Annotated in this window: 24 protein-coding genes; 22 read left to right on the top strand and 2 right to left on the bottom strand. The window is 57.4% G+C overall.

Translation table 11 applies throughout. The annotated features are described in order from the left end of the window. Nucleotides 1-41 precede the first annotated feature (41 nt). The 10 genes from K5E19_RS13480 to K5E19_RS13435 all read left to right on the top strand — a co-directional run bounded on the left by K5E19_RS13480 (nucleotide 42) and on the right by K5E19_RS13435 (nucleotide 8,216). Nucleotides 42-494 carry a MarR family winged helix-turn-helix transcriptional regulator gene (locus K5E19_RS13480; protein ID WP_042713994.1) on the top strand — a complete coding sequence of 151 codons (453 nt, stop codon included), beginning with the start codon at nucleotides 42-44 and terminating at the stop codon, nucleotides 492-494. An 84-nt stretch (nucleotides 495-578) separates the two neighbouring features. After that, the gene (locus K5E19_RS13475) at nucleotides 579-1,007 is read left to right on the top strand and encodes an organic hydroperoxide resistance protein (RefSeq protein WP_126545177.1); all 429 of its coding nucleotides are present in this window, start codon (nucleotides 579-581) and stop codon (nucleotides 1,005-1,007) included. Nucleotides 1,008-1,156: 149 nt separating this feature from the next. Then, nucleotides 1,157-1,702: a primosomal protein DnaT gene (dnaT, locus tag K5E19_RS13470; RefSeq protein ID WP_042713996.1), complete on the top strand. Its 546-nt coding sequence runs from the start codon at nucleotides 1,157-1,159 to the stop codon at nucleotides 1,700-1,702. Beyond that, a complete protein-coding gene (gene dnaC, locus K5E19_RS13465) occupies nucleotides 1,699-2,436 on the top strand; it encodes a DNA replication protein DnaC (protein ID WP_221551660.1) in 738 nt (245 codons plus the stop codon). Before dnaT ends, dnaC begins: the two co-directional genes overlap by 4 nt. An 84-nt stretch (nucleotides 2,437-2,520) precedes the next feature. Beyond that, the gene (locus K5E19_RS13460; RefSeq protein ID WP_221551659.1) at nucleotides 2,521-3,003 is read left to right on the top strand and encodes a DUF2501 domain-containing protein; all 483 of its coding nucleotides are present in this window, start codon (nucleotides 2,521-2,523) and stop codon (nucleotides 3,001-3,003) included. 270 nt (nucleotides 3,004-3,273) lie between these two features. Beyond that, nucleotides 3,274-5,565 (top strand): phosphatidylglycerol--membrane-oligosaccharide glycerophosphotransferase, encoded by a 2,292-nt coding sequence (gene opgB / locus K5E19_RS13455; protein ID WP_221551658.1) that lies wholly within the window; start codon nucleotides 3,274-3,276, stop codon nucleotides 5,563-5,565. Between the two features lie 201 nt (nucleotides 5,566-5,766). Continuing rightward, entirely contained in the window at nucleotides 5,767-6,318 is a 552-nt protein-coding gene (locus K5E19_RS13450; protein WP_221551657.1) for a helix-turn-helix transcriptional regulator, read from the top strand. A gap of 146 nt (nucleotides 6,319-6,464) precedes the next feature. Continuing rightward, complete coding sequence (locus tag K5E19_RS13445; RefSeq protein WP_221551655.1) at nucleotides 6,465-7,208, top strand: winged helix-turn-helix domain-containing protein; 744 nt, start codon at nucleotides 6,465-6,467, stop codon at nucleotides 7,206-7,208. A 3-nt stretch (nucleotides 7,209-7,211) separates the two neighbouring features. Continuing rightward, nucleotides 7,212-7,685: a hypothetical protein gene (locus tag K5E19_RS13440; RefSeq protein ID WP_221551653.1), complete on the top strand. Its 474-nt coding sequence runs from the start codon at nucleotides 7,212-7,214 to the stop codon at nucleotides 7,683-7,685. A 24-nt stretch (nucleotides 7,686-7,709) separates the two neighbouring features. Then, the gene (locus tag K5E19_RS13435) at nucleotides 7,710-8,216 is read left to right on the top strand and encodes a GNAT family N-acetyltransferase (protein ID WP_221551652.1); all 507 of its coding nucleotides are present in this window, start codon (nucleotides 7,710-7,712) and stop codon (nucleotides 8,214-8,216) included. 138 nt (nucleotides 8,217-8,354) lie between these two features. Here K5E19_RS13435 and tsr read toward each other — a convergent pair whose 3' ends face one another. Continuing rightward, nucleotides 8,355-10,019: a methyl-accepting chemotaxis protein gene (gene tsr / locus K5E19_RS13430; protein ID WP_221551650.1), complete on the bottom strand. Its 1,665-nt coding sequence runs from the start codon at nucleotides 10,017-10,019 to the stop codon at nucleotides 8,355-8,357. Nucleotides 10,020-10,328: 309 nt separating this feature from the next. Between tsr and xapA the strand changes: the two genes are divergently transcribed. The 3 genes from xapA to K5E19_RS13415 are packed head-to-tail and all read left to right on the top strand — an operon-like array spanning nucleotide 10,329 to nucleotide 13,369. Then, the gene (gene xapA, locus K5E19_RS13425) at nucleotides 10,329-11,162 is read left to right on the top strand and encodes a xanthosine phosphorylase (protein WP_221551649.1); all 834 of its coding nucleotides are present in this window, start codon (nucleotides 10,329-10,331) and stop codon (nucleotides 11,160-11,162) included. A gap of 44 nt (nucleotides 11,163-11,206) precedes the next feature. Then, the gene (gene tsgA, locus K5E19_RS13420; protein WP_221551648.1) at nucleotides 11,207-12,412 is read left to right on the top strand and encodes an MFS transporter TsgA; all 1,206 of its coding nucleotides are present in this window, start codon (nucleotides 11,207-11,209) and stop codon (nucleotides 12,410-12,412) included. A 24-nt stretch (nucleotides 12,413-12,436) separates the two neighbouring features. Next, a complete protein-coding gene (locus tag K5E19_RS13415) occupies nucleotides 12,437-13,369 on the top strand; it encodes a LysR family transcriptional regulator (protein ID WP_260411782.1) in 933 nt (310 codons plus the stop codon). Between the two features lies 1 nt (nucleotide 13,370). On the opposite strand, the gene hpaR is transcribed toward K5E19_RS13415, so the two are convergent. Next, complete coding sequence (hpaR, locus tag K5E19_RS13410) at nucleotides 13,371-13,814, bottom strand: homoprotocatechuate degradation operon regulator HpaR (protein WP_221551647.1); 444 nt, start codon at nucleotides 13,812-13,814, stop codon at nucleotides 13,371-13,373. A 270-nt stretch (nucleotides 13,815-14,084) separates the two neighbouring features. On the opposite strand from hpaR, the gene hpaG reads away from it, so the two are divergent. The 9 genes from hpaG to hpaB all read left to right on the top strand — a co-directional run bounded on the left by hpaG (nucleotide 14,085) and on the right by hpaB (nucleotide 23,782). Further along, the gene (hpaG, locus tag K5E19_RS13405; protein WP_221551646.1) at nucleotides 14,085-15,362 is read left to right on the top strand and encodes a 4-hydroxyphenylacetate degradation bifunctional isomerase/decarboxylase; all 1,278 of its coding nucleotides are present in this window, start codon (nucleotides 14,085-14,087) and stop codon (nucleotides 15,360-15,362) included. Then, complete coding sequence (gene hpaE, locus K5E19_RS13400; RefSeq protein ID WP_221551645.1) at nucleotides 15,359-16,825, top strand: 5-carboxymethyl-2-hydroxymuconate semialdehyde dehydrogenase; 1,467 nt, start codon at nucleotides 15,359-15,361, stop codon at nucleotides 16,823-16,825. Before hpaG ends, hpaE begins: the two co-directional genes overlap by 4 nt. A gap of 2 nt (nucleotides 16,826-16,827) precedes the next feature. After that, a complete protein-coding gene (hpaD, locus tag K5E19_RS13395; protein WP_039262285.1) occupies nucleotides 16,828-17,679 on the top strand; it encodes a 3,4-dihydroxyphenylacetate 2,3-dioxygenase in 852 nt (283 codons plus the stop codon). 9 nt (nucleotides 17,680-17,688) lie between these two features. Next, entirely contained in the window at nucleotides 17,689-18,069 is a 381-nt protein-coding gene (locus K5E19_RS13390; protein ID WP_221551644.1) for a 5-carboxymethyl-2-hydroxymuconate Delta-isomerase, read from the top strand. 107 nt (nucleotides 18,070-18,176) lie between these two features. Further along, entirely contained in the window at nucleotides 18,177-18,980 is an 804-nt protein-coding gene (gene hpaH, locus K5E19_RS13385) for a 2-oxo-hept-4-ene-1,7-dioate hydratase (protein ID WP_061099339.1), read from the top strand. Between the two features lie 10 nt (nucleotides 18,981-18,990). Next, nucleotides 18,991-19,788: a 4-hydroxy-2-oxoheptanedioate aldolase gene (gene hpaI, locus K5E19_RS13380; RefSeq protein WP_221551643.1), complete on the top strand. Its 798-nt coding sequence runs from the start codon at nucleotides 18,991-18,993 to the stop codon at nucleotides 19,786-19,788. A 21-nt stretch (nucleotides 19,789-19,809) separates the two neighbouring features. Further along, nucleotides 19,810-21,162, top strand: a complete 1,353-nt coding sequence (hpaX, locus tag K5E19_RS13375; protein WP_048978976.1) for a 4-hydroxyphenylacetate permease — start codon at nucleotides 19,810-19,812, stop codon at nucleotides 21,160-21,162. Beyond that, on the top strand, nucleotides 21,134-22,024 hold the full coding sequence (hpaA, locus tag K5E19_RS13370; RefSeq protein ID WP_042717310.1) for a 4-hydroxyphenylacetate catabolism regulatory protein HpaA: 891 nt from the start codon (nucleotides 21,134-21,136) through the stop codon (nucleotides 22,022-22,024). The genes hpaX and hpaA overlap by 29 nt, the downstream gene beginning before the upstream one ends. Nucleotides 22,025-22,219: 195 nt before the next feature. Then, nucleotides 22,220-23,782: a 4-hydroxyphenylacetate 3-monooxygenase, oxygenase component gene (gene hpaB, locus K5E19_RS13365; protein ID WP_010427196.1), complete on the top strand. Its 1,563-nt coding sequence runs from the start codon at nucleotides 22,220-22,222 to the stop codon at nucleotides 23,780-23,782. The last annotated feature ends 13 nt before the right edge of the window (nucleotides 23,783-23,795 follow it).

The raw sequence follows: 23,795 nt of genomic DNA, 5'->3' as shown, positions 1-23,795 counted from the left end.
AATAGCTTGCAATTATATCGTGCACTATCTATATTCATCTCATGAACGCAAAAACGAACGACACCACCGCGGCGCTGCTGCTGGATAACCAGCTCTGTTTTGCCCTCTACTCGGCAAACCTGGCGCTTAACAAACTGTACCGGCAACTGCTGGCACCGCTGAACCTGACCTACCCGCAGTACCTGGTCATGCTGGTACTTTGGGAGCAGGATGACGTGACGGTGTCGGACATTGGCGAACGGCTGTTTCTTGACTCAGCCACGCTGACGCCGCTGTTAAAGCGTCTGGAAAGCGCCGGGCTGATCAACCGCCACCGCTCCCGTAAAGACGAGCGCCAGGTTGCGGTCACCCTGAGCGATGCAGGGCGTGCGCTCCAGCAACAGGCCGTGGGGATCCCTCACGCGGTTGGGTGCGCAGCGCAATGCGATACCGACACGATGCTGGCGCTTAAGCAGCAGCTTGAGCTTTTGCGACAGCAGTTACACCACGCGTAAGGCTATACTTTACGCGTCTATCTTTACCCATATATATCGCACGCTATTTAATAGTACACATAAATGTAAGATGAGGAACCTGCCATGTCTTTAGAAAAAGTTGTCTACACTGCCAAAGCCAAAGCCACCGGAGGCCGTGACGGCCGCGCGACCTCTTCCGACGGCGTCCTGGACGTTAAACTGGGTGTGCCAAAAGAGATGGGCGGCATGGGTGGTGAAGTGACCAACCCGGAACAGCTGTTCGCTGCTGGCTACTCCGCCTGCTTCCTGGGCGCGATGAAATTCGTCGCAGCACGCGACAAATTCGCCCTGCCAAAAGACGCCTTTATTGAAGGTGAAGTCGGCATTGGCCCGCTGCCAACCGGTTTTGGTATCGAAGCGAAGCTGAACATTCACGTTGAAGGTATGGATCCTGCGGAAGCGAAAAAACTGGTGGATGCGGCGCACATCGTTTGCCCATACTCTAACGCCACGCGCGGCAATATCGACGTGACCCTGAATATCATCGCGTGATAAATGCCTGATGGCGCTGTGCTTATCAGACCTACCATTGTAGCCCCGGTAAGCGCAGCGTCACCGGGGAAATCCCCTCCATTCCCTCCCCCTCTCTGTGCTACCATAAGCCCATATCACGCCCGTAGTAACCCAGTAGAGAAAGCGTTATGTCCTCCAGAATCCTGACCACCAGCATTGCCGGCATTGATGCCTTTATGCGCGATCCCCGCGGCGTGCTGACCAATGCCGAAGGCGGTACGCTCGCCGTGTTTGCCGACAACGCCCCGGCGTTTTACGCAATCACGCCGGAACGTCTGGCGCAGCTGTTGGATATCGAAGCGCGGCTGTCGCGCCCGGCCAGTGATGTCACCCTGGATAATCAGTTTTTCGACGAACCGGGAAACGCGCCCGTTGCCATACCGATGGGGAAATTCCCCATGTACGCAGGCTGGCAACCGGATGCCGATTTTCAGCGCCAGGCGGCACTGTGGGGAATTGCGCTCTCACAACCGGTCACGCCCGAAGAGCTGGCCGCGTTTACCGCTTACTGGCAGGCGGAAGGAAAAGTGTTTCACCATGTGCAGTGGCAGCAAAAGCTCGCGCGCAGTATTCAAATCAACCGCGCCAGCAACAATGGCCAGCCCAAGCGCGATATCAATGCGTTTTCTGAACCGGACAAACAGATCCCTAATGGATTCCGAGGTGCGAAATGAAGAACGTCGGCGACCTGATGAAACGTCTGCAAAAAATGATGCCAGCCAACGTAAAGCCAGCCTTCACAACGGGTGAAGAACTGCTGGCATGGCAAAAGGAGCAAGGTGAAATTCGTGCGGCGGCGCTCGCCCGTGAGAACCGCGCGATGAAAATGCAGCGCACCTTTAACCGCTCGGGGATCCGCCCGCTTCATCAGAACTGCTCGTTTGATAACTACAACGTCGAGTCGCAGGGACAGATGAACGCACTGAGCCAGGCCCGTCAGTACGTGGACGAGTTTGATGGCAACATCGCCAGCTTCATTTTCAGCGGCAAGCCCGGCACCGGGAAAAACCACCTTGCAGCGGCCATCTGCAACGAGTTGCTGCTGCGGGGTAAATCCGTGTTGATCATCACCGTGGCCGATATCATGTCCGCCATGAAAGACACCTTCAGCAACCGCGAAACCAGCGAAGAACAGCTGCTCAACGACCTGAGCAACGTTGACCTGCTGGTCATCGACGAGATCGGCGTTCAGACGGAATCCCGCTATGAAAAAGTCATCATCAACCAGATCGTTGACCGCCGCTCTTCATCAAAGCGACCAACCGGAATGCTGACAAACCACAATATCGACGAGATGACCCGCCTGCTGGGAGAACGCGTAATGGATCGCATGAAGCTCGGCAACAGTCTGTACGTCATCTTTGACTGGGAAAGTTATCGCAGCCGCGTCACCGGCAAAGAGTATTAAGACAGTTCCAGGAATAGGGCGTGGCGCGGAGGTATATACTGGAAGCACTTCCGGCCCTAAACGGACCTTTTTGAGAAAGCCATTATGAAAAAACAGTTACTTATCAGCACACTTTTCGGCGCACTGCTGGCAACCGGCGCAGCGCAGGCCGCGTCATGGCAGGAGTCACTTTCCAGCGCAGCCAACGAACTGACCAAAGAGAGCGGCAGCACGCAGGGCGGGATGTCTGCCTCTTCCCTCACCAGCCTGCTGGGTAACAGCTCCCAGAGCCTGAGCGCGGGTACGATGAACAACGCGGCGGGTATTCTGGAGTATTGTGCGAAGCAGAAGCTGGCTTCCGTCACCGATGCGCAAAACGTGAAAAACCAGGTGCTGGGCAAGCTGGGTCTGGACACGCAGGAGCAGAAAGCTGACACCAACTATATGGACGGTATTCAGGGCCTGTTGAACGCGCAAAACGGTCAGCAGCTGAACCTGAGCACCATCGGGAACTCCTCTCTGGCGAAACAGGTGAAAACCAAAGCCTGCGATCTGGTGCTGAAACAAGGCGTTAATTTCATCTCCTGATCGACCCCATTTTCTGCCACAACATGCCGCGTTTGTTACGTTAGTCTTACGGCGCGGCGCTAAACGACTGTTTTCCTGCCTTACCCCCGTCTCAGCGTCCGCATGCCAGGATGCGACCGCCTTCAAAAAAACGATTTTCTAAACCAAATCCTAACAACAGCACACTTTCGTGACACTAAAATTGCAGCTAAACGACATCGCCATTACATTGTATTACCCAAAAAATAATCAGTTAGCCAGCAAAGCGTCTGGCGTCATGAGGATATGCTGTTGTCAGAGTTAATGTCCCTTATCCTTTTCCTCGCTTCCGTTGGCGTTTACGCCTGGAAAGCGGGCCGTAACACCTGGTGGTTTATTGCCACATTGGTGGTGCTCGGCATTTTTATTGTTTTGAACATTACGTTATACGCCAGCGATTACTTTACCGGTGACGGTATTAATGATGCGGTACTCTACACCCTGACGAATAGCCTGACGGGCGCAGGGGTTGGTAAGTACATACTTCCAGGTTTGGGCGTGGTATTTGCTCTGGTTGCTATTTTTGGTTCCCTTGCCTGGGTGCTGCGCCGCCGTCGCCATCACCCGCATCATCATGGCTACAGCCTGTTGGCGCTTTGCCTGGCATTAGCCTCTGTTGACGCCAGCCCGGCATTCCACCAAATCACCGAACTGGTGAAATCCCAGTCGCGCGAGGGTGACCCCGATTTCGTGGCGTATTACAAAGAACCCGCGAAGAAGATCGACAATCCGAAGCTCAATCTGGTCTATATCTACGGCGAGAGCCTCGAGCGCACCTATTTTGATAACGATGCCTTCCCGAACCTGACCCCGGATCTGGGGCCTCTGAAAAACGAAGGTCTCGATTTCAGCCACACCATGCAGCTACCCGGCACCGATTACACCATCGCCGGTATGGTCGCGTCTCAGTGCGGTATCCCGCTGTTCGCGCCCTTTGAGGGGAACGCCTCGGCGTCCATGTCGAGCTTCTTCCCGCAAAATATCTGTCTTGGCGATATCCTGAAAAACTCCGGCTACGAAAACTACTTCATGCAGGGCGCAAATCTGCGTTTCGCTGGCAAAGACGTGTTCCTGAAATCACACGGATTTGACCATCTCTACGGCTCGGAAGAGTTAAAAACCATCGTCGCAGACCCGAACTACCGTAACGACTGGGGCTTCTACGACGATACGGTGCTGGACGAGACCTGGCAAAAATTCGAGGAACTCTCCCGCGCGGGCAAACGCTTCTCGCTCTTTGCCCTGACCGTGGATACCCATCATCCGGACGGATTTGTCTCTCGTACCTGTAAACGCAAAAGTTATGACATCAATGGCAAGAGTAATACGTCATTTAGCGCCGTCACCTGCAGCCAGGAACATATCGCCGCGCTGATCGACAAAATCAAAGCCTCGCCGTATTTCAAAAACACGGTGATTGTGGTGTCGTCTGACCATCTGGCGATGAAAAACAGCGCCTGGGATGAGCTTAACAAGCAGGACCGCAGCAACCTGTTCTTCATCCTGCGCGGCGACCAACCCCAGCAGGAGGTGATCGCCGCTAAACGTAACTCGATGGATAACGGCGCCACGGTGCTGGACATTCTGGGCGGCGATAACTTTATTGGCCTTGGCCGCAGTACGCTCTCCGGGCAATCTCTGTCAGAAGTGTTCCTCAACATGAAGGAGAAAATCCTGGCCTGGAAGCCGGATATCATCCGCCTGTGGAACTTCCCGAAAGAGATGAAAGACTTCACCATCGACCAGGATAAAAAAATGATTGCCTTCTCCGGCAGTCACTTCCGTCTGCCACTGCTGCTGCGCGTTTCGGACAACCGCGTCGAACCGCTGCCGGAAAGTGAATACTCCGCACCGCTGCGCTATCAGCTGGCTGACTTCGCCCCGCGCGACAATTTTGTCTGGATCGACGCGTGCTACAAGATGGGCCAGCTCTGGTCGCAGCCGCTGGCCCTGTCTACCGACTGGTGTGTTGCTCAGGGACAGCTCGGCGGAGAGCAGTCCGTCCAGCATGTTGATAAAGCGCAGTGGAAAGGCAAAACGGCGTTTAACGATACGGTTATCGATACCGCGCGCTATCAGCGGAACGTCGACATGCTGAAGATTGTCGATAACGACATTCGCTATAAAGCGGACAGTTTTATCTTTAACGTGGCCGGCGCGCCGGAAGAGGTAAAACAGTTCAGCGGGATCTCCCGTCCGGAATCCTGGGGACGCTGGTCCAACGCCCAGCTGGGTGACGAAGTGAAAATTGAGTACGCCCATCCGCTGCCGGAAAAATTCGATCTGGTGATCACGGCCAGAGCGTACGGGCCAAATGCTAACCGCCCTATCCCGGTGCGCGTGGGTGATAAAGAACAGATCCTGACGCTTGGCAATGACGTAAGCACCACCACGCTGCATTTCGACAATCCGTCGCGCAGCAGCACGCTCGTCATCATTCCGCCAGACCCGCAGTCCACTAACGAAGGTAATATCCTCGGCCACTCCCCGCGACAGCTTGGGATTGGGATGGTGGAAATTAAAATTGTCAGTCGCGACAGTTAACATCCTCTCTGCCCGGCGTTCTGCCGGGCAATTTCAAAATTATAAAAAGCTTTACGACAATTAAAAAACAGAGAAAATCACTATATTTAACGCAATCTCATCTATATACATATTAGTATAAGCTCAGGATGTAGAGTATTCACCCAATTAGCTTCTTATGAGGACCCTCGGGATCCCTCACGTTAACGGGCGATACCTCACATGACTCTCTCACGCAGCACCCACGTCGACTTTCACGTCATCGTTCTGAGCGATAACTATTTCCTGTGGCTTGGCCTGAAAACGCTCGTTTCGATGATGATGACGCCGCGTCCTGATATTTTCTGGCTCAACAGCGTCAGCCCGGAAACCATCTTGCGCATGCGCGAACAAATCATGAAAGAGACCACCGATCACGGCTGGCTCATATTTACCGACGAACGCCGCGTGAACGACATCAACGTCTATCTGCCTGCCGGGCGCGTCAGGGTGCTGGCTGGAAACATCTCGATTATTCAGCTCAGCCAGCATTTAAGAAACGCCGATTTCACCCAGCACTACCGTCCTGATGCTAACCTCACCCGTTCTGAACTGCGGGTGTGCACCCTGCTCAGTAAAGGGATCAGCCTGGTCCGTATCGCGCAACTGCTGAATAAATCACCGAAAACGATCTATACCCACAAGCGTAACGCGATGACTAAATTCCGCTGTCAGAACCAGGCGGAGTTCCACCGAAAAATCTGCCTGCTGGAACAGCACTCGCTTTACCTTTGATTTTGCTCATTTATTAAACAGCGAGAATGCCCGACTGGATCAATGTTATCGGTAACAAAGCAGTTAGAATACCCAGCTTCTTAGATGAATAGCACGCGTACTATTCACCGTTTGTATTTTTCCAACTGCTCCTTTGACAATACTCTATGAAATACCTGCTCGCTGATACCCTCGTCTATAACGACGAAGACGGTTCCGTTTCACTTGTTGATACGCCAGACGTCGAACCCCAGGTGATGACGGCAACTGCCAACAGCATTCTGAAAATGCTGGTGCTCCATCATGGTAACGTCGTCGAACGTGAGGCATTCCTGCATGAAGTGTGGGACGAGCGAGGCCTGCAGGGCTCCAACAATTCACTTAATCAGTACATCAGTATCCTGCGAAAAATGCTGGCAAGCCTCGTGCCCGACATGGTGTTTATTGTCACCGTGCCCAAAGTGGGCTTTATGCTGAGCGCGGACATCAGGGTCCATTCCCGGGCTGAAAAATCGGATTGCCCAGCCTCCGCCTGGAGTCCGTATCGTTTTCAACCTCAATGGCTGTTCTGTAGCGGGCTGACGCTTGTGGTACTGGCGCTGTGCATCTGGACATTCGCGATCAAGCAAAACCAGCAGCATGCAGAAATGCATCTTCTGACACATTTCGGTGAATGTCCGGTCTACACCTTCTCACCGCTGGCAGATGTGTTTCTCAACAAGGCGATAGCACTGGCACAGGCGATACAGCGCGACGGCAACCTGCCGTGCCTGAAAAACTCTCTCTTTTATCTGCACATTCAGAACACGCTCTTCTACGGCCATGAAGGGAGGATGGTGCTGTCGCAATGCTCTCTGACGAAAGAGAACACCGCCAGCGCCTGCCGCACGCTTTATGCCTACGAATGGTGAATCATGACGCGTAAAAAAATGGGGCTGGTTATCGCCTTCAACCTGCTGTTAATCATCATGGCCGTGGCATGGTATCGACATACACCGCCGCTGCCCGTTGTTTGCGAAGGTAACCTGACGTTCACGCAGCAGCGTGACGACAACAACTTCACGTTCGACGGCGAGATCATGATGCGATTTCACCCCGACGGCACGGGCTACTTCACGCTCAATGGGAATGTGCGGAATATCCGGCAGGGCTGGGAAATCTCCCGTCAGGAAACCTTTAACTGGCGCCACATGCACGACACGCTTTTTGAGATCGCCATTATCAGGGTCGAGCGATTTAGCCACGATGAATTACCCGATGGGGTATTTGAAAAGTACGTTGCGGGGTTAACGCCGGGCCAGAAAAGGCTGGTGACTATCGAGCACACCCCTGAAGAGGCGATAGTGATTGGCAACGTCTATTCACCGATACTGATCTGCTCGGAATAAACCGATCAGGCTATACTTGCCGCCATGAAAATCACCTTCCGCCCCACCACTGCGCATGACGTTGCCAGTCTGCCCGCCATTGAGCGCGCGGCAGGACAGCGTTTTCGAGCCTGGCCTGAACTGGCCTGGCTGGCTGACGGCGACGTCATTTCCGTTGAACAGCATCGCGACTATGCCGAACAGGGCCTGAGCTGGCTGGCGCTGGCAGCGGATTGTCCCGTGGGGTTTCTCCTTGCAGAAGCGCACGCTTCGTCGCTGTTTATTGTGGAACTTTCGGTCGATCTGGCCTGGCAGGGAAAAGGAATTGGTCGGCAGCTCATCGCCCGTGCGGCTGACCATGCCCGCAGGCTGGGGCTGGCGTCGCTGACGTTGACGACGTTCCGGGACGTTCAGTGGAATGCGCCCTTCTATGAAAAGCTGGGGTTTGAATACGTCACTGAACTCACGCCTGAACTGCGTGCAAAACGTGAAGAAGAAGCAGCGCATGGCTTAGCGTATAACTCCCGCTGCGCTATGCGTCTGCCGCTTTGATATCGCCCGGTGGCGCTGCGCTTACCGGGCCTACAAAACCCTGAACCGTAGGCCGGGTAAGGCGCAGCCGCCACCCGGCAAAAACCACGAACCGTAGGCCGGGTAAGGCGCAGCCGCCACCCGGCACAACGCGCTGGATCAGAACGTTTCCCAGTTATCGCCTGAATCGGCAGTCGCGGTTTTACGCGACATCACCGGCGCGGCAACGCTTTTCGCGGCAGCGAACTCGCGCGCTTTCATCTGCTCCTGCTGAATGCGGAACACCGCCACGGCCTGCGTCAGACGGCTCGCCTGCTCTTCCAGTGCGGCAGCCGCTGCGGCAGATTCCTCAACCAGCGAGGCGTTCTGCTGGGTCACGCGATCCATCTCCGCTACCGCCAGACCCACCTGGTCGATACCGCGGCTCTGTTCGTCAGACGCAGAGGCGATTTCCCCCATGATGTCCGTTACGCGGGTCACCGCATTCACGATCTCACCCATGGTTTCACCCGCGCTCTCTACCAGGGTAGAGCCCACTTCCACGCGGCTGACGGAGTCTTCAATCAGGCTCTTGATTTCACGGGCAGCCTGGGCGCTGCGCTGCGCCAGGTTACGCACTTCGCCTGCAACAACGGCAAAGCCACGGCCCTGCTCACCGGCACGCGCCGCTTCCACCGCCGCGTTCAGCGCCAGAATGTTGGTCTGGAAGGCAATGCCGTCGATCACACTGATAATATCGGCAATTTTCTGCGAACTGCCCGCGATGTCGCGCATGGTTTGCACCACGTTATCCACCACTTTCCCGCCTTTCTTCGCGGTCTCAGACGCGCTCAGCGCCAGGTTGCTCGCCTGACGGGCGTTTTCGGCGTTCTGCTTCACGGTAGCGGTCAGCTCTTCCATGCTGGCAGCGGTCTCCTCCAGGGAGGCGGCCTGCTGCTCGGTACGGGACGAGAGATCGTTGTTACCCATTGAGATTTCGCTCGCGCCGCTGTAGATGGCATTCGCACCGTTACGCACGTCGCCGACGGTACGCACCAGCTCGCCCTGCATATGACGCAGCGAGTCGGCCAGTTCACCCATCTCATTGGAGCCTTCAACATCGATGCGCTTCACCAGGTCGCCGCTGGCGATATGGCGAATGCTGTCGATCAGGCGATTCAGCGGAGAAATCAGCGCCTGCTTGATGCCCAGCCAGACGGCGACAATCACCACCACCACGGCAATCAGCACGCTGATCAGCACCCAAATCGCCTGGCTGTAAGAGTTGTTGCTGTCTTTCACCGCCGTCTCATACAGCTTGTCGTTCTGCTGCAGGTAGCTCACGTACTGCTTCTCAAAACCGTCCTGATAGCTCTGGGTCGGCTGGTCGAAGAAGGCATTGATTTTCCCGGCGCCCAGCAGCTGAATCAGCTCAGCCAGCGCGCCGTGGTAGATCTCGTAATTACGTTTGATTTCCAGCGCAGCGGCGTCGCTCTGACGCGGATCGCGCGGCAGAGCTTCGTAATCCGCCCAGTTTTTTTCCGCCTGTTTCAGCGACGCAGACGCAATCTGCATCAGATCGGAAACGGTCGCTCCGCTGCCGATATTGCTCTGATCCATCATGTAGCGGATACCCGCGCGGTTCAGGGTGTTACGGGTTTGCAGCAGCGCAACCCAGCTCCCGTTAAGGGTAGATTGTTGCTGACGAATGGTTTGCAGGACGGTGAAATTCTCTTTGTCATTCTTCAGGGCATTAAAGAAAAGACCACCGGATGTGAGTTGTAAAAGGCCAAATATCGCTAAAACCAGCAGTAAGCTGGTGACAATCTTGATACGGTTTAACATGTTTTCTCTTCCTCAGACAGATACAGAATTTTCGGCCAGAAAAAGGAAAACTTTACGAAAAACATAGTGAGCGTAGGGTTTATTACCTCCTTAACTGTTTGTCCCGCATAAAAGCACAAGTGAACATTGTCACAGTTCATTCCCCCCCTTTTTCCCATGCTCATCACGCCAGAAAAACTAACTTATTGAAATGATTGACGACAGCGCATCATCCATTCGAGTTTTAAATCAATAAGCGCGTTTATCATATTGGAACGGCAATCAAAGCCTGCTGACAATGACGCAATACCACGTTATTCAGGAGTGCTTATGTCCCGTTCCATAGTCAATGATACCCCTTATGAAGCCGCGGCTATGCTGCGCGCTGCAAAACCCGATGTTACCCCACGCATTGCGATGATCCTGGGCTCTGGTCTGGGTGCGCTCGCGGATAAGCTTGACGATAAAATCGCGATCTCTTATGAAAAACTGCCTGGTTTTCCGGTGAGTACCGTTATTGGCCACGCTGGCGAAGTCGTCATGGGCAAACTGCATGGCGTGGACGTGATCTGCATGAAAGGCCGCGGTCATTTTTACGAAGGCGTCGGGATGGGCATCATGACGCATGCGGTTCGGACGTTTAAGCTGCTCGGCTGCGAATTTATGTTATGCACGAATGCGGCGGGCTCACTTAATCCCGCTATTCCCGCCGGTTCACTGGTCGCGCTTAACGATCACATTAATACCATGCCTTCCACCCCTCTGGTCGGGCCAAATGATGACCGATTCGGCCCGCGTTTTTTCAGCCTGGCAAATGCCTACGACAGCGATCTCCGTCAAAAATTACACGCAACCGCCAAAGATCTGGAGCTGCCATTGCACGAAGGCGTGTTCGTCTCTTATCCAGGACCCAATTTCGAAACTGCAGCAGAAATCCGCATGATGCAAAAAATCGGCGGGGATGTAGTGGGTATGTCTGTTGTCCCGGAAGTGATTGTTGCCCGCCACTGTGGGCTGAAGGTCCTTGCAGTATCCGCCATCACCAACATGGCTGAAGGACTTAGTGATGTCGAACTCTCCCACGAGCAGACGCTGAAATGCGCCGCGATGGTGACAGAGGACTTCATTCGTCTGATTAGTCAGTTTGTGAAGAACTGGCACTAATTTTGGTCCACAGGCAGGATGCCGATCCTGCCGGAGAAACATTTATGGCAGAGAATAACTACTCGCGCGGCAGTTTAAATGCCGTTTCATGGTTGAGTTACTATTTTGTCGGAGCGCTAGTCTCCACGCTTGGTATAGTACTCGGCCCCCTTTGCGCCGCCTTCGATAAAGATCCCAGCTTTATTGGACAGGTTTTTACCCTGATGAATATCGGCATGTTTGTGCCCATTATGTTTGGCGGCCTGTTGATGAAAAAATGGGGGTTGCAAAAACCGCTGGCGATAGCGGCCTCCCTGACGGTTCTCACCAGTTGTCTGCTCTTCTTCGTCCCAACGCTCTCCATGTTTAGTCTGGCCGTTGCGCTCATCGGGGCATGCGGCGGCATCTTTATGACCATCGGCAGTTATCTGGTGGTACGTATTAATCCGGACGAAAAAAGCCGCTCTTCCAGCCTTATCTTTACCGACTTCTTTTTCAGCCTGGCGGGGGCGACACTCTCCTTCGTTCTGGCCTGGGTCTTTAAGCTGGGCGCAAGCTGGATTGCCATGTACGCCATTATGGGTGCGCTTGGTGCACTGATGTTGGTTATGGTCCTGCGGGCACGCTTTCCTGCTGCTGAATCCCCGGCGCCAGCCGCTCAAGCCTCTCAGCCTTGTGCAGAGCCCTGGGGGCTGTCCGTCTGGCTTATCTGCCTGGCGCTATTCCTGTTTTTACTCGCAGAACCTATTTTTACCATGTGGACGCCGGGATACCTGCAGTCTCGCTTTGGGCTTCTTCCTGAACAGGCCGCGCTTTTCACTACCGTTTACTGGGTCACCAAGGCAACGGGACTGTTCCTCAATCAGTTCACGGTGAAGTGGATGAAATTGCGTACATTCCTGATGATTTGCACCCTCATTGGGATGATCGCCATCGCGCTGATTGCCAACAGTTCAAACAGTACCCTTATTTTGATCGCCTGCGGCTTTTTTGGCTTCTTCAACTCGGGGCTTTTCTCGGGCCTGATGAGCTACGGTTCACTTCAGGTTAGCCGCAGTTCACCCACGCTTATCTCCGCGCTGCTGACCTGTGGGACCGTTGGAACACTCCTTTTCGCCAGCGTCTCTTCGCTGGTGAATAGCCGCTTCGGTCTCCACGGTGCAGTGAATACCGCTACTATCGCCTATGCTCTGCTGCTGCTGACGCTGATTGTCGCAGTGCTACGCAGTAAAGCTGAGCGTTTGCATCACACTGCTGCCGCATCCGTTTGACAGGTCTGGGAGAGGATGAGCACAATGAAGACATCCTCTCCCTGCATAATGCCCTTCATGAACGATCCCCAGACTCTCAGTCGCGTACGTATGCGAATGCTGCGTTACTTTCAGGTCCTTGCCGATGAACTGCACTTTGGCCGTGCGGCGGCGCGCCTTAACATCTCTCAGCCCCCGCTGAGCATGCAAATTAAAGAGCTGGAAGAGATGCTGGAGGTCGACCTTTTTGAACGTTCCAGTCGCAAAGTCGTGTTAACGCATGCAGGAAAAGTGCTGAAAGCAGAAGTCGACAGGCTGCTGAGTGCCACCGAGCAATCACTCAACTACGTCCGGCAAATTGGTCGTAGCGAAAAGCAACATATTCACCTCGGTGTGGTGGGGAGCGCGCTCTGGGGAACGTTGCTGACTCGTCTGAAATCCTTCAGGGAGGAAAACCCCAACGTTCACTGGAGCCTGAGTGAACTGTCGCAGCAGCAGCAAATTGACGCGTTGCGCGCCCGTACGATTGATATTGCGATTAACCGCAACGTCATCCCCCGTATTGAATCCGATATCCGTTGCCAGCTTATTTCACGGGAAGCGATGCGGGTTGCGCTGCATGAAAACGATCCCCTCAGCCATCGTCAGCGCATCTCGATCACTGAGCTCAATCAACGCCCGTTTATCTCCCTGGCATTTAGCCAAAGCGATTATGCTCGCCAGATTTATGAGGCCTGTGTTGAACATGGCTACACGCCGCCTATTGCTCAGCAGGTGTATGAACCGCAAACCGCGCTGGCCCTCGTCAGTGCCGGGAATGGCGTCACTCTTTTGCCAGAAACCAGCGCCCTGATCCACTGGCCAGGGGTCAAATTTTTACCGCTTGAGGAAACTATCCCGGCCGATCTCTATGCGCTCTGGTATGACGCTCCGTTGCCTGAACTGTTCAGCAGACTGCTGACCGCGCTAAAAGGGTAAATCACCCCTCTTCCCCACGCTCTGCGATGTGGTTATTGCCGAGTGCGATAAACTCTTCCAGCAGCGCCGTCAGCTGTTTCATCTTCTCCGGCGTGTATTCCGCCTCAATTTGCTGATACGCCTCTTCGACCTGCGCCTGGGCGTGTTCGTACAGCGCATTCCCCTCTTTGGTCAGCGACACGTACAGCTTGCGCTGGTCGTTCACCGGCTTTAGGCGCAGCACCAGGCCGTCACGCTCCATCCGCGTCAGAATACCCGTCAGGCTCGGGCGCAGGATGCAGGTCCGAAACGCCAGATCGTGAAAATCCATCGACGGATGCTCAGCCAGCACGCGCACAATGCGCCACTGCTGCTCAGTCAGATTATGGCGCTTAACGATCGGGCGGAAGTACGACATCGCCGCTTCCCGCGCCTGCAGCAGCGCGATGGTTAATGAGTCATGCATAGCCTCTCCCTTCACATCATTAACAAGTAAACAATCACTAAAAGATGCTTTTATAAACAACACGTTTTCAGTCAAAAAGTCTAACAGAAACCATTCATTTTTATTAACTACATGATTTAACTATAAATAAAACCCAACATGTAAATTTATTGTTATTCATATCACAAATTTTTCACTTCTGATTGCGAAATAAACAGCAAAAGCATAAAACCAGATCATTAACATATTAATGAAATCATAACCCGGACCACCGGGGTGAGGAGTATGTGAATGAAAGGTACCGTTTTTGCCGTCGCCCTCAACCATCAAAGCCAGCGCGAAGCCTGGCGTGAGGCGTTTGAAAAAGCCCCCTACAACACGCCGCCGAAAACAGCGGTATGGTTTATCAAACCGCACAACACGGTGATCCGCGCGGGCGAGCCGATCCCCTTCCCGCAGGGAGAAACGGTGCTGAGCGGCGCGACGGTGGCGCTGGTGGTGGGCAAAACCGCCAGCAGGGTGCGCGTGGAGGACGCCGCGGCGTACATCGCGGGATACGCGCTGGCCAACGAGGTGAGCCTGCCGGAAGAGAGCTTCTACCGCCCGGCCATCAAGGCCAAATGCCGGGACGGATTTTGCCCGCTGGGCGAGCTGGTCGCCGTTGATAGCGTGGATAACCTGACCATCATCACCGAGATCAACGGCCGCGAAGCGGACCACTGGAACACCGCCGATCTTCAGCGCAGCGCTGCCGAACTGCTGAGCGCCCTGAGCGAGTTCGCCACCCTCAATCCCGGCGATGCGATCCTGCTCGGCACCCCGCAAAGCCGCGTGGAGATCCGCCCGGGCGATCGCGTGCGTATTCTGGCGGCAGGCTTTCCGCCGCTGGAAAACCCGGTGGTGGATGAGCGCAACGTCACTATTGCGCACAGCACGCCGCCGCACGCCACGCTGTTTGCCCTCGGTCTGAACTATGCCGACCACGCCAGCGAACTGGAGTTCAAGCCGCCCACCGAGCCGCTGGTATTTATCAAAGCGCCAAACACCTTCAACGGCGACAACCAGACGTCGGTGCGCCCGAACAATATCGAATACATGCACTACGAGGCGGAGCTGGTGGTGGTCATCGGTAAAACCGCGCGTAAGGTCAGTGAAGCCGAGGCGATGGACTATGTTGCGGGCTACACGGTCTGCAACGACTACGCCATCCGCGACTACCTGGAAAACTACTACCGCCCGAACCTGCGGGTCAAAAGCCGCGACGGGCTGACGCCCATCAGCCCGAACGTCGTGCCGAAAGCAGCCATCCCCGACCCGCACAACCTTCGTCTTCGCACCTTCGTTAACGGCGAACTGCGTCAGGAAGGGACCACCGCCGATCTCATTTTCAGCATCCCGTTCCTGATTGCGTACCTGAGCGATTTTATGACTCTGCAGCCGGGCGACATGATTGCCACCGGCACGCCGAAGGGGCTGTCCGACGTGGTGCCGGGGGATGAAGTGGTGGTGGAAGTGGAAGGCGTAGGCCGCCTGGTAAACCGGATTGTCAGCGAGGAGACTGCAAAATGAAAAAGATTAACCACTGGATAAACGGTAAAAACGTCGCCGGAAGCGAGTACTTCCACACCACCAACCCGGCCTCCGGCGAGGTGTTAGCTGAAGTCGCCTCCGGCGGTGAAGCTGAAATTCACCAGGCCGTTGCCGCCGCCAAAAAGGCGTTCCCGAAGTGGGCTAACCTGCCGATGAAGGAGCGTGCGCGCCTGATGCGTCGTCTGGGCGATCTGATCGACCAGAACGTGCCCGAGATCGCCGCCATGGAAACCGCCGACACCGGCCTGCCGATCCACCAGACCAAAAACGTGCTCATTCCGCGCGCCTCGCACAACTTCGAGTTCTTCGCCGAGGTGTGCCAGCAGATGAACGGCAAAACTTACCCGGTCGACGACAAGATGCTCAACTACACCCTGGTGCAACCGGTGGGCGTCTGCGCGCTGGTGTCGCCGTGGAACGTGCCGTTTATGACCGCCACCTGGAAGGTTGCGCCGTGCCTGGCACTGGGAAACACCGCGGTGCTAAAAATGTCTGAACTCTCCCCGCTGACCGCTGACCGTCTGGGCGAGCTGGCGCTGGAGGCGGGTATTCCGGCGGGCGTGCTCAACGTGGTGCAGGGCTACGGCGCGACGGCAGGCGACGCGCTGGTGCGCCATCACGACGTGCGCGCCGTCTCCTTCACCGGCGGCACCGCCACCGGGCGCAACATCATGAAAAATGCCGGGCTGAAGAAGTACTCCATGGAACTGGGCGGCAAATCCCCGGTGCTGATTTTTGAAGATGCCGACATCGAGCGCGCGCTGGACGCCGCCCTGTTCACCATCTTCTCGATCAACGGCGAGCGCTGCACCGCGGGCTCGCGCATCTTTATCCAGCAGAGCATCTACCCGGAATTCGTCAAGCGCTTTGCCGAGCGCGCCAACCGCCTGCGCGTGGGCGATCCGACCGATCCGAATACCCAGATTGGCGCACTCATCAGCAAGCAGCACTGGGAGAAGGTCTCCGGCTACATCCGCCTCGGCATTGAAGAGGGTGCAACCCTGCTGGCGGGCGGCCCGGACAAACCGACCGATCTGCCTGCGCACCTGAAGGGCGGCAACTTCCTGCGCCCAACCGTGCTGGCGGACGTCGACAACCGCATGCGCGTGTCGCAGGAGGAGATCTTCGGGCCGGTGGCCTGCCTTCTGCCGTTTAAGGACGAAGCGGAAGGCCTGCGCCTGGCCAACGACGTGGAGTACGGTCTGGCGTCGTACATCTGGACTCAGGACGTCAGCAAAGTGCTGCGCCTGGCGCGCAGCATCGAGGCGGGCATGGTGTTCGTGAACACCCAGAACGTTCGCGACCTGCGCCAGCCGTTTGGCGGCGTGAAGGCCTCCGGCACCGGCCGCGAGGGAGGCGAGTACAGCTTCGAAGTGTTCGCGGAGATGAAGAACGTCTGCATCTCCATGGGCGACCATCCGATTCCAAAATGGGGGATCTGACCATGGGTAAATTAGCGCTAGCGGCAAAAATCACCCACGTGCCGTCGATGTACCTCTCCGAGCTGCCGGGGAAAAACCACGGCTGCCGCCAGTCGGCCATCGACGGGCATAAAGAGATCAGCAAGCGCTGCCGCGAGCTGGGCGTGGACACCATCATCGTGTTCGACACCCACTGGCTGGTGAACAGCGCGTACCACATCAACTGTGCGGACCATTTTGCGGGCGTCTACACCAGCAACGAGCTGCCGCACTTTATCCGCGACATGACCTACGACTACGACGGCAACCCGGCGCTCGGCCAGCTGATTGCCGACGAGGCGGTGAAGCTCGGCGTGCGTGCCAAAGCGCACAACATCCCGAGCCTGAAGCTGGAGTACGGCACGCTGGTGCCGATGCGCTACATGAATGCGGATAAGCACTTCAAGGTGGTCTCCATCTCGGCGTTCTGCACGGTTCACGACTTTGCCGACAGCCGCAGGCTGGGCGAGGCCATCGTCAGCGCCATTGAGAAATACGACGGCACCGTGGCGGTGCTCGCCAGCGGCTCGCTGTCGCACCGCTTTATTGACGACCAGCGCGCGGAAGAAGGGATGAACAGCTACACCCGCGAGTTTGACCGTCAGATGGACGAGCGCGTGGTGAAGCTGTGGCGCGAGGGCCAGTTCAAAGAGTTTTGCAGCATGCTGCCGGAGTACGCCGACTACTGCTACGGCGAGGGCAACATGCACGACACGGTGATGCTGCTGGGCATGCTCGGCTGGGACAAATACGACGGCAAGGTGGAGTTCCTCACCGAGCTGTTCGCCAGCTCCGGCACCGGCCAGGTTAACGCCGTTTTCCCGCTGCCCGCGTAAGGAGTTACCATGCCGCACTTTATTGCTGAATGTACCGACAACATCCGCGAGCAGGCCGACCTGCCGGGACTGTTTGCCAAAGTCAACGAGGCGCTCGCCGCCACGGGCATCTTCCCCCTCGGCGGTATCCGCAGCCGCGCCCACTGGCTGGACACCTGGCAGATGGCCGACGGCAGGCACGATTACGCCTTTGTGCATATGACGCTGAAGATTGGCGCCGGGCGCAGCCTGGAGAGCCGCCAGCAGGTGGGCGAGATGCTGTTTGCGTTGATTAAAGATCATTTCGCAGCGCTGATGAACAGCCGGTATCTGGCGCTCTCTTTCGCCATGGAAGAACTTGATCCGACGCTGAACTACAAACAAAACAACGTGCACGCATTGTTTAAGTAGCCGTTTGCTCGCCCGGTGGCGCTGCGCTTACCGGGCCTACAACGGCTCCGAACGTAGGCCGGGTAAGCGCAGCGCCACCCGGCAACAGCCGCACAAAGGATATCACCATGCTCGACAAACATACCCATACCCTGATCGCCCATCGCCTGCATCAGGCGGAACAATCCCGGGAGCAGATCCGCGCGATCTCGCTGGAGTACCCAGAGATCACCATTGAAGACGCCTACGCCGTCCAGCGCGAATGGGTCAGCCTGAAAATCGCCGAAGGCCGCGTGCTGAAGGGCCATAAGATCGGCCTCACCTCCAAAGCGATGCAGGCCAGCTCGCAGATCAGCGAACCGGACTATGGCGCGCTGCTGGACGACATGTTCTTCCACGACGGCAGCGACATCCCCGTCGATCGCTTTATCGTTCCGCGCATCGAAGTGGAGCTGGCGTTCGTGCTGGCTAAACCGCTGCGCGGCCCGAACTGCACCATCTTCGACGTTTACAACGCTACGGACTACGTCATCCCCGCGCTGGAGCTGATCGACGCCCGCTGCCACAACGTTGACCCGGAAACCCAGCGCCCGCGCAAGGTGTTCGACACCATCTCCGATAACGCCGCCAACGCGGGGGTGATCCTCGGTGGTCGTCCGATTAAGCCCGACGAGCTGGATTTGCGCTGGATCTCTGCCCTGCTCTACCGCAACGGCGTGATCGAAGAGACCGGCGTTGCCGCAGGCGTGCTTAACCACCCGGCGAATGGCGTGGCGTGGCTGGCGAACAAGCTGGCGCCGTACGACGTGCAGCTTGAGCCGGGGCAAATCATCCTCGGCGGCTCCTTTACCCGCCCGGTGCCCGCCAGCAGAGGCGACACCTTCCACGTCGACTACGGCAGCATGGGCTCCATCAGCTGCCGCTTTGTGTAAGGAGAGGACCATGCAAAACGCATTCAAGGCGGCGCTGCAGGCGGGCCGCCCGCAAATCGGTTTATGGCTGGGGCTGACCAGCAGCTACAGCGCCGAGCTGCTGGCCGGGGCAGGCTTCGACTGGCTGCTGATCGACGGCGAGCACGCGCCGAACAGCGTGCAAACCGTCTTAACCCAGTTGCAGGCCATCGCGCCCTATCCCAGCCAGCCGGTGGTGCGCCCGTCGTGGAACGACCCGGTGCAGATCAAACAGCTGCTGGACGTGGGCGCGCAAACCCTGCTGGTGCCGATGGTGCAAAACGCCGACGAAGCGCGGCTGGCGGTACGTTCCACCCGCTACCCTCCCGCGGGCATTCGCGGCGTCGGCAGCGCCCTGGCGCGCGCCTCGCGCTGGAACCGGATTCCGGACTACCTGCAGCAGGCCAACGACGCCATGTGCGTGCTGGTGCAGATTGAAACCCGCGAGGCGCTAAAAAACCTGCCGCAGATCCTGGACGTGGAGGGCGTCGACGGCGTGTTTATCGGCCCGGCGGATCTGAGCGCCGACATGGGCTTTGCCGGCAATCCGCAGCACCCGGAGGTGCAGGCCGCCATCGAGCAGGCGATCGAGCAGATCCTTAGCGCTGGTAAAGCGCCCGGCATCCTGATGGCGAACGAGCAGCTGGCGAAACGCTACCTTGAACTCGGCGCGCTGTTTGTCGCCGTCGGCGTCGACACCACCCTGCTCGCCCGCGGCGCGGAGGCGCTGGCGGCACGCTTTATCGAACAACCGGTTACGTCAGTTAATAACAATAAATCCGTCTACTAAACGTAAGATCTGGAGCGCACCATGACGACCTCTACCCTGCAAACCCATGATAATAAAGCTGTTGAACATCGCGCCATTAACAAGCTGTTCCGACGCCTGATCGTCTTTCTCTTTATCCTCTTTGTCTTTTCGTTTCTCGATCGCATCAACATCGGCTTTGCCGGGCTGACGATGGGTAAAGATCTGGGCCTTACGTCGACCATGTTTGGCCTGGCCGCGACGCTGTTTTACGTCACCTACGTGCTGTGCGGGATCCCGAGCAACATCATGCTGGCAAAGATCGGCGCGCGGCGCTGGATCGCCGGGATCATGGTGGTGTGGGGCATCGCCTCGACCTGCACCATGTTCGCCACCAGCCCTGAAACGCTCTACGTCCTGCGCATGCTGGTGGGCATTGCCGAAGCGGGCTTCCTGCCGGGGATCCTGGTCTACCTCACCTGGTGGTTCCCGGCCTATCACCGCGCCCGCGCCAACGCGCTGTTTATGATCGCCATGCCGGTGACCATGATGCTCGGCTCGATCCTCTCCGGCTACATTCTGGCGATGGACGGGCTGTGGAACCTGAAGGGCTGGCAGTGGCTGTTCCTGCTGGAGGGGCTGCCGTCGGTGGTGCTCGGCGTGGTGACCTGGTTTTACCTCAACGATACGCCGGATCAGGCCACCTGGCTGGACGACGACGAAAAGCAGGCGCTGAAAACGATGATCGCCCGCGAGCAGGAGGTCGCCATTGCCCAATCCGTCACGCCGCGATCGACGCTGCGCGAGGTGCTGACACCGGCGGTGCTGCTCTACACGCTGGCCTACTTCTGCCTGACCAACACGCTCAGCGCCATCAACATCTGGACGCCGCAGATCCTGCAAAGCTTCAACACGGGAAGCAGCAATATCGTCATCGGCCTGCTGGCGGCGATCCCGCAGTTTTGCACCATCCTCGGGATGATCTGGTGGAGCCGACGCTCCGACAGGCTGAAAGAGCGAAAAAAGCACACCATCCTGCCGTACCTGTTCGCCGCGGCGGGATGGATGCTGGCCTCCGCGACCGATCACAGCCTGATCCAGCTGCTTGGCATCATTATGGCCTCAACCGGATCCTTTACCGCCATGGCCATATTCTGGACCACGCCGGATCGGGTGATTAGCCTGCAGTCCCGGGCGGTGGCGCTGGCGGTGATCAACGCCATCGGCAACGTCGGATCCGCCGTCAGCCCATTGCTGATTGGGATCCTGCGTGACGCCACCGGTAGCTTCAGCTCCGGACTGTGGTTCGTGGCCGGGCTGCTGGTGGTCGGCGCGCTGGTGCTGACGCGCATTCCGATGACGCAGCGGGATCAACAGAGGAACGAGCATGTGCCAGAGCCCTATCGCCAACATTGATATCAGCAAGGAGTACGACGAAAGTCTGGGCACCGACGATGTGCACTACCAGTCGTTCGCCCGCATGGCGGCCTTTTTTGGCCGCGACATGCAGGCGCATCGTCACGACCAGTATTTTCAGATGCACTTTCTCGATACCGGGCAGATTGAGCTGCAGCTCGACGATCACCGCTACTCGGTGCAGGCCCCGCTGTTCGTCCTCACGCCGCCGTCGGTACCGCACGCGTTTATCACCGAATCCGACAGCGACGGGCACGTGCTGACGGTGCGCGAGGATCTGATCTGGCCGCTGCTGGAGGTGCTCTACCCCGGCACGCGGGAAGCGTTTGGCCTGCCGGGGATCTGCCTCTCGCTGGCCGACAGGCCGGACGAGCTGGCGGCGCTGAAGCACTACTGGCAGCTGATTGCCCGGGAATCGACGGAACAGCTGCCCGGGCGCGAGCACACCCTGGTCCTGCTGGCGCAGGCGGTCTTCACCCTTCTGCTGCGCAACGCGAAGCTCGACGACCACGCTTCGGGCGGCATGCGCGGCGAGCTGAAGCTGTTCCAGCGCTTTACACAGCTGATAGATGCCCACTACCACCAGCACTGGACGGTGCCGGAATACGCCAGCGAGCTGCACCTGACCGAATCCCGCCTGACCGACATCTGCCGCCGCTTCGCCAACCGCCCGCCGAAGCGGCTGATCTTCGACCGACAGCTGCGGGAAGCCAGGCGGCTGCTGCTCTTCTCCGACAGCGCGGTGAGCGAGATTGCCTGGCAGCTGGGGTTTAAGGATCCGGCCTATTTTGCCCGGTTTTTTAACCGCTTAGTGGGGTGCTCGCCGAGCGCGTATCGGGCGCAGAAAGTACCGGTTTCCTGAACGCATCACGTTGTGTAGGGCGGGTAAGCGTAGCGCCACCCGCCGAAAAGCCGCACAGATCACAAATCCCAATCCAGCCCGAAAAGTACCTGCCGTTGTCCCAATCGTCCCTTCACGTTACGCCGCGCTCAGGCTTCAATTAAACAACAAAAACAAAACATAAATTTAACAACCCTATTCCGATACGAGGTCCCAATGAAGCCTGAAGATTTCCGCGCTGATGCCAAACGTCCGTTAACCGGCGAAGAGTATTTAAAAAGCCTGCAGGACGGTCGTGAGATTTATATCTACGGCGAGCGCGTCAAAGACGTCACCACCCATCCGGCGTTTCGCAACGCGGCGGCCTCCATCGCGCAGATGTACGACGCGCTGCACAAGCCGGACATGCAGGATACCCTCTGCTGGGGCACCGACACCGGCAGCGGTGGCTATACCCATAAGTTCTTCCGCGTGGCGAAAAGCGCCGACGACCTGCGCCAGCAGCGCGACGCTATCGCCGAGTGGTCGCGCCTGAGCTACGGCTGGATGGGCCGCACGCCGGACTACAAGGCCGCGTTCGGCTGCGCGCTCGGCGCCAACCCGGCCTTCTACGGTCAGTTCGAGCAGAACGCCCGTAACTGGTACACGCGCATTCAGGAAACCGGGCTGTACTTCAACCACGCCATCGTTAACCCGCCGATCGACCGCCACAAGCCGGCGGACGAAGTGAAAGACGTCTACATCAAGCTGGAGAAAGAGACCGACGCCGGGATCATCGTCAGCGGCGCGAAAGTGGTGGCAACCAACTCGGCGCTGACCCACTACAACATGATCGGCTTCGGCTCCGCGCAGGTGATGGGCGAAAACCCGGACTTCGCGCTGATGTTCGTCGCGCCGATGGACGCCGAGGGCGTGAAGCTGATCTCCCGCGCCTCTTACGAGATGGTGGCTGGCGCAACCGGTTCCCCGTACGACTACCCGCTCTCCAGCCGCTTCGACGAGAACGATGCGATCCTGGTGATGGACCACGTGCTGATCCCGTGGGAAAACGTGCTGATCTACCGCGACTTCGACCGCTGCCGCCGCTGGACGATGGAAGGCGGCTTCGCCCGCATGTATCCGCTGCAGGCCTGCGTGCGTCTGGCGGTGAAGCTCGACTTCATCACCGCCCTGCTGAAAAAATCCCTGGAGTGCACCGGTACCCTGGAGTTCCGCGGCGTGCAGGCGGATCTCGGCGAAGTGGTGGCCTGGCGCAACATGTTCTGGGCGCTAAGCGACTCCATGTGTTCTGAAGCCACCCCGTGGGTCAACGGCGCGTATCTGCCGGATCACGCCGCGCTGCAAACCTACCGCGTCATGGCCCCGATGGCATACGCGAAGATCAAGAACATCATCGAGCGTAACGTGACGTCCGGTCTGATCTACCTCCCGTCCAGCGCCCGGGATCTGAACAACCCGCAGATCGACCAGTATCTGGCGAAATACGTGCGCGGCTCCAACGGCATGGATCACGTCGAACGCATCAAGATTTTGAAACTGATGTGGGACGCCATCGGCAGCGAGTTTGGCGGACGCCACGAGCTGTACGAAATCAACTACTCCGGGAGCCAGGATGAGATCCGCCTGCAGTGTCTGCGCCAGGCGCAGAGCTCCGGCAACATGGACAAGATGATGGCGATGGTCGACCGCTGCATGTCGGAGTACGACCAGCACGGCTGGACCGTACCGCACCTGCACAACAACACCGATATCAACATGCTCGACAAGCTGCTGAAATAGCGCAGCGGGAGGT

This window comes from Enterobacter sp. RIT637, from assembly GCF_019718755.1.
Lineage (GTDB): Bacteria > Pseudomonadota > Gammaproteobacteria > Enterobacterales > Enterobacteriaceae > Enterobacter.
This window is presented reverse-complemented; position numbering and strand designations above follow the sequence as displayed.

Bases quoted from the DNA above. Each gene is read 5' to 3' on its own strand.
- K5E19_RS13480 (WP_042713994.1), top strand. From the start codon at position 42: ATGAACGCAAAAACGAACGACACCACCGCGGCGCTGCTGCTGGATAAC.
- K5E19_RS13475 (WP_126545177.1), top strand. From the start codon at position 579: ATGTCTTTAGAAAAAGTTGTCTACACTGCCAAAGCCAAAGCCACCGGA.
- dnaT (WP_042713996.1), top strand. From the start codon at position 1,157: ATGTCCTCCAGAATCCTGACCACCAGCATTGCCGGCATTGATGCCTTT.
- dnaC (WP_221551660.1), top strand. From the start codon at position 1,699: ATGAAGAACGTCGGCGACCTGATGAAACGTCTGCAAAAAATGATGCCA.
- K5E19_RS13460 (WP_221551659.1), top strand. From the start codon at position 2,521: ATGAAAAAACAGTTACTTATCAGCACACTTTTCGGCGCACTGCTGGCA.
- K5E19_RS13450 (WP_221551657.1), top strand. From the start codon at position 5,767: ATGACTCTCTCACGCAGCACCCACGTCGACTTTCACGTCATCGTTCTG.
- K5E19_RS13445 (WP_221551655.1), top strand. From the start codon at position 6,465: ATGAAATACCTGCTCGCTGATACCCTCGTCTATAACGACGAAGACGGT.
- K5E19_RS13440 (WP_221551653.1), top strand. From the start codon at position 7,212: ATGACGCGTAAAAAAATGGGGCTGGTTATCGCCTTCAACCTGCTGTTA.
- K5E19_RS13435 (WP_221551652.1), top strand. From the start codon at position 7,710: ATGAAAATCACCTTCCGCCCCACCACTGCGCATGACGTTGCCAGTCTG.
- tsr (WP_221551650.1), bottom strand. From the start codon at position 10,019: ATGTTAAACCGTATCAAGATTGTCACCAGCTTACTGCTGGTTTTAGCG.
- xapA (WP_221551649.1), top strand. From the start codon at position 10,329: ATGTCCCGTTCCATAGTCAATGATACCCCTTATGAAGCCGCGGCTATG.
- tsgA (WP_221551648.1), top strand. From the start codon at position 11,207: ATGGCAGAGAATAACTACTCGCGCGGCAGTTTAAATGCCGTTTCATGG.
- K5E19_RS13415 (WP_260411782.1), top strand. From the start codon at position 12,437: ATGAAGACATCCTCTCCCTGCATAATGCCCTTCATGAACGATCCCCAG.
- hpaR (WP_221551647.1), bottom strand. From the start codon at position 13,814: ATGCATGACTCATTAACCATCGCGCTGCTGCAGGCGCGGGAAGCGGCG.
- hpaG (WP_221551646.1), top strand. From the start codon at position 14,085: ATGAAAGGTACCGTTTTTGCCGTCGCCCTCAACCATCAAAGCCAGCGC.
- hpaE (WP_221551645.1), top strand. From the start codon at position 15,359: ATGAAAAAGATTAACCACTGGATAAACGGTAAAAACGTCGCCGGAAGC.
- hpaD (WP_039262285.1), top strand. From the start codon at position 16,828: ATGGGTAAATTAGCGCTAGCGGCAAAAATCACCCACGTGCCGTCGATG.
- K5E19_RS13390 (WP_221551644.1), top strand. From the start codon at position 17,689: ATGCCGCACTTTATTGCTGAATGTACCGACAACATCCGCGAGCAGGCC.
- hpaH (WP_061099339.1), top strand. From the start codon at position 18,177: ATGCTCGACAAACATACCCATACCCTGATCGCCCATCGCCTGCATCAG.
- hpaI (WP_221551643.1), top strand. From the start codon at position 18,991: ATGCAAAACGCATTCAAGGCGGCGCTGCAGGCGGGCCGCCCGCAAATC.
- hpaX (WP_048978976.1), top strand. From the start codon at position 19,810: ATGACGACCTCTACCCTGCAAACCCATGATAATAAAGCTGTTGAACAT.
- hpaA (WP_042717310.1), top strand. From the start codon at position 21,134: ATGTGCCAGAGCCCTATCGCCAACATTGATATCAGCAAGGAGTACGAC.
- hpaB (WP_010427196.1), top strand. From the start codon at position 22,220: ATGAAGCCTGAAGATTTCCGCGCTGATGCCAAACGTCCGTTAACCGGC.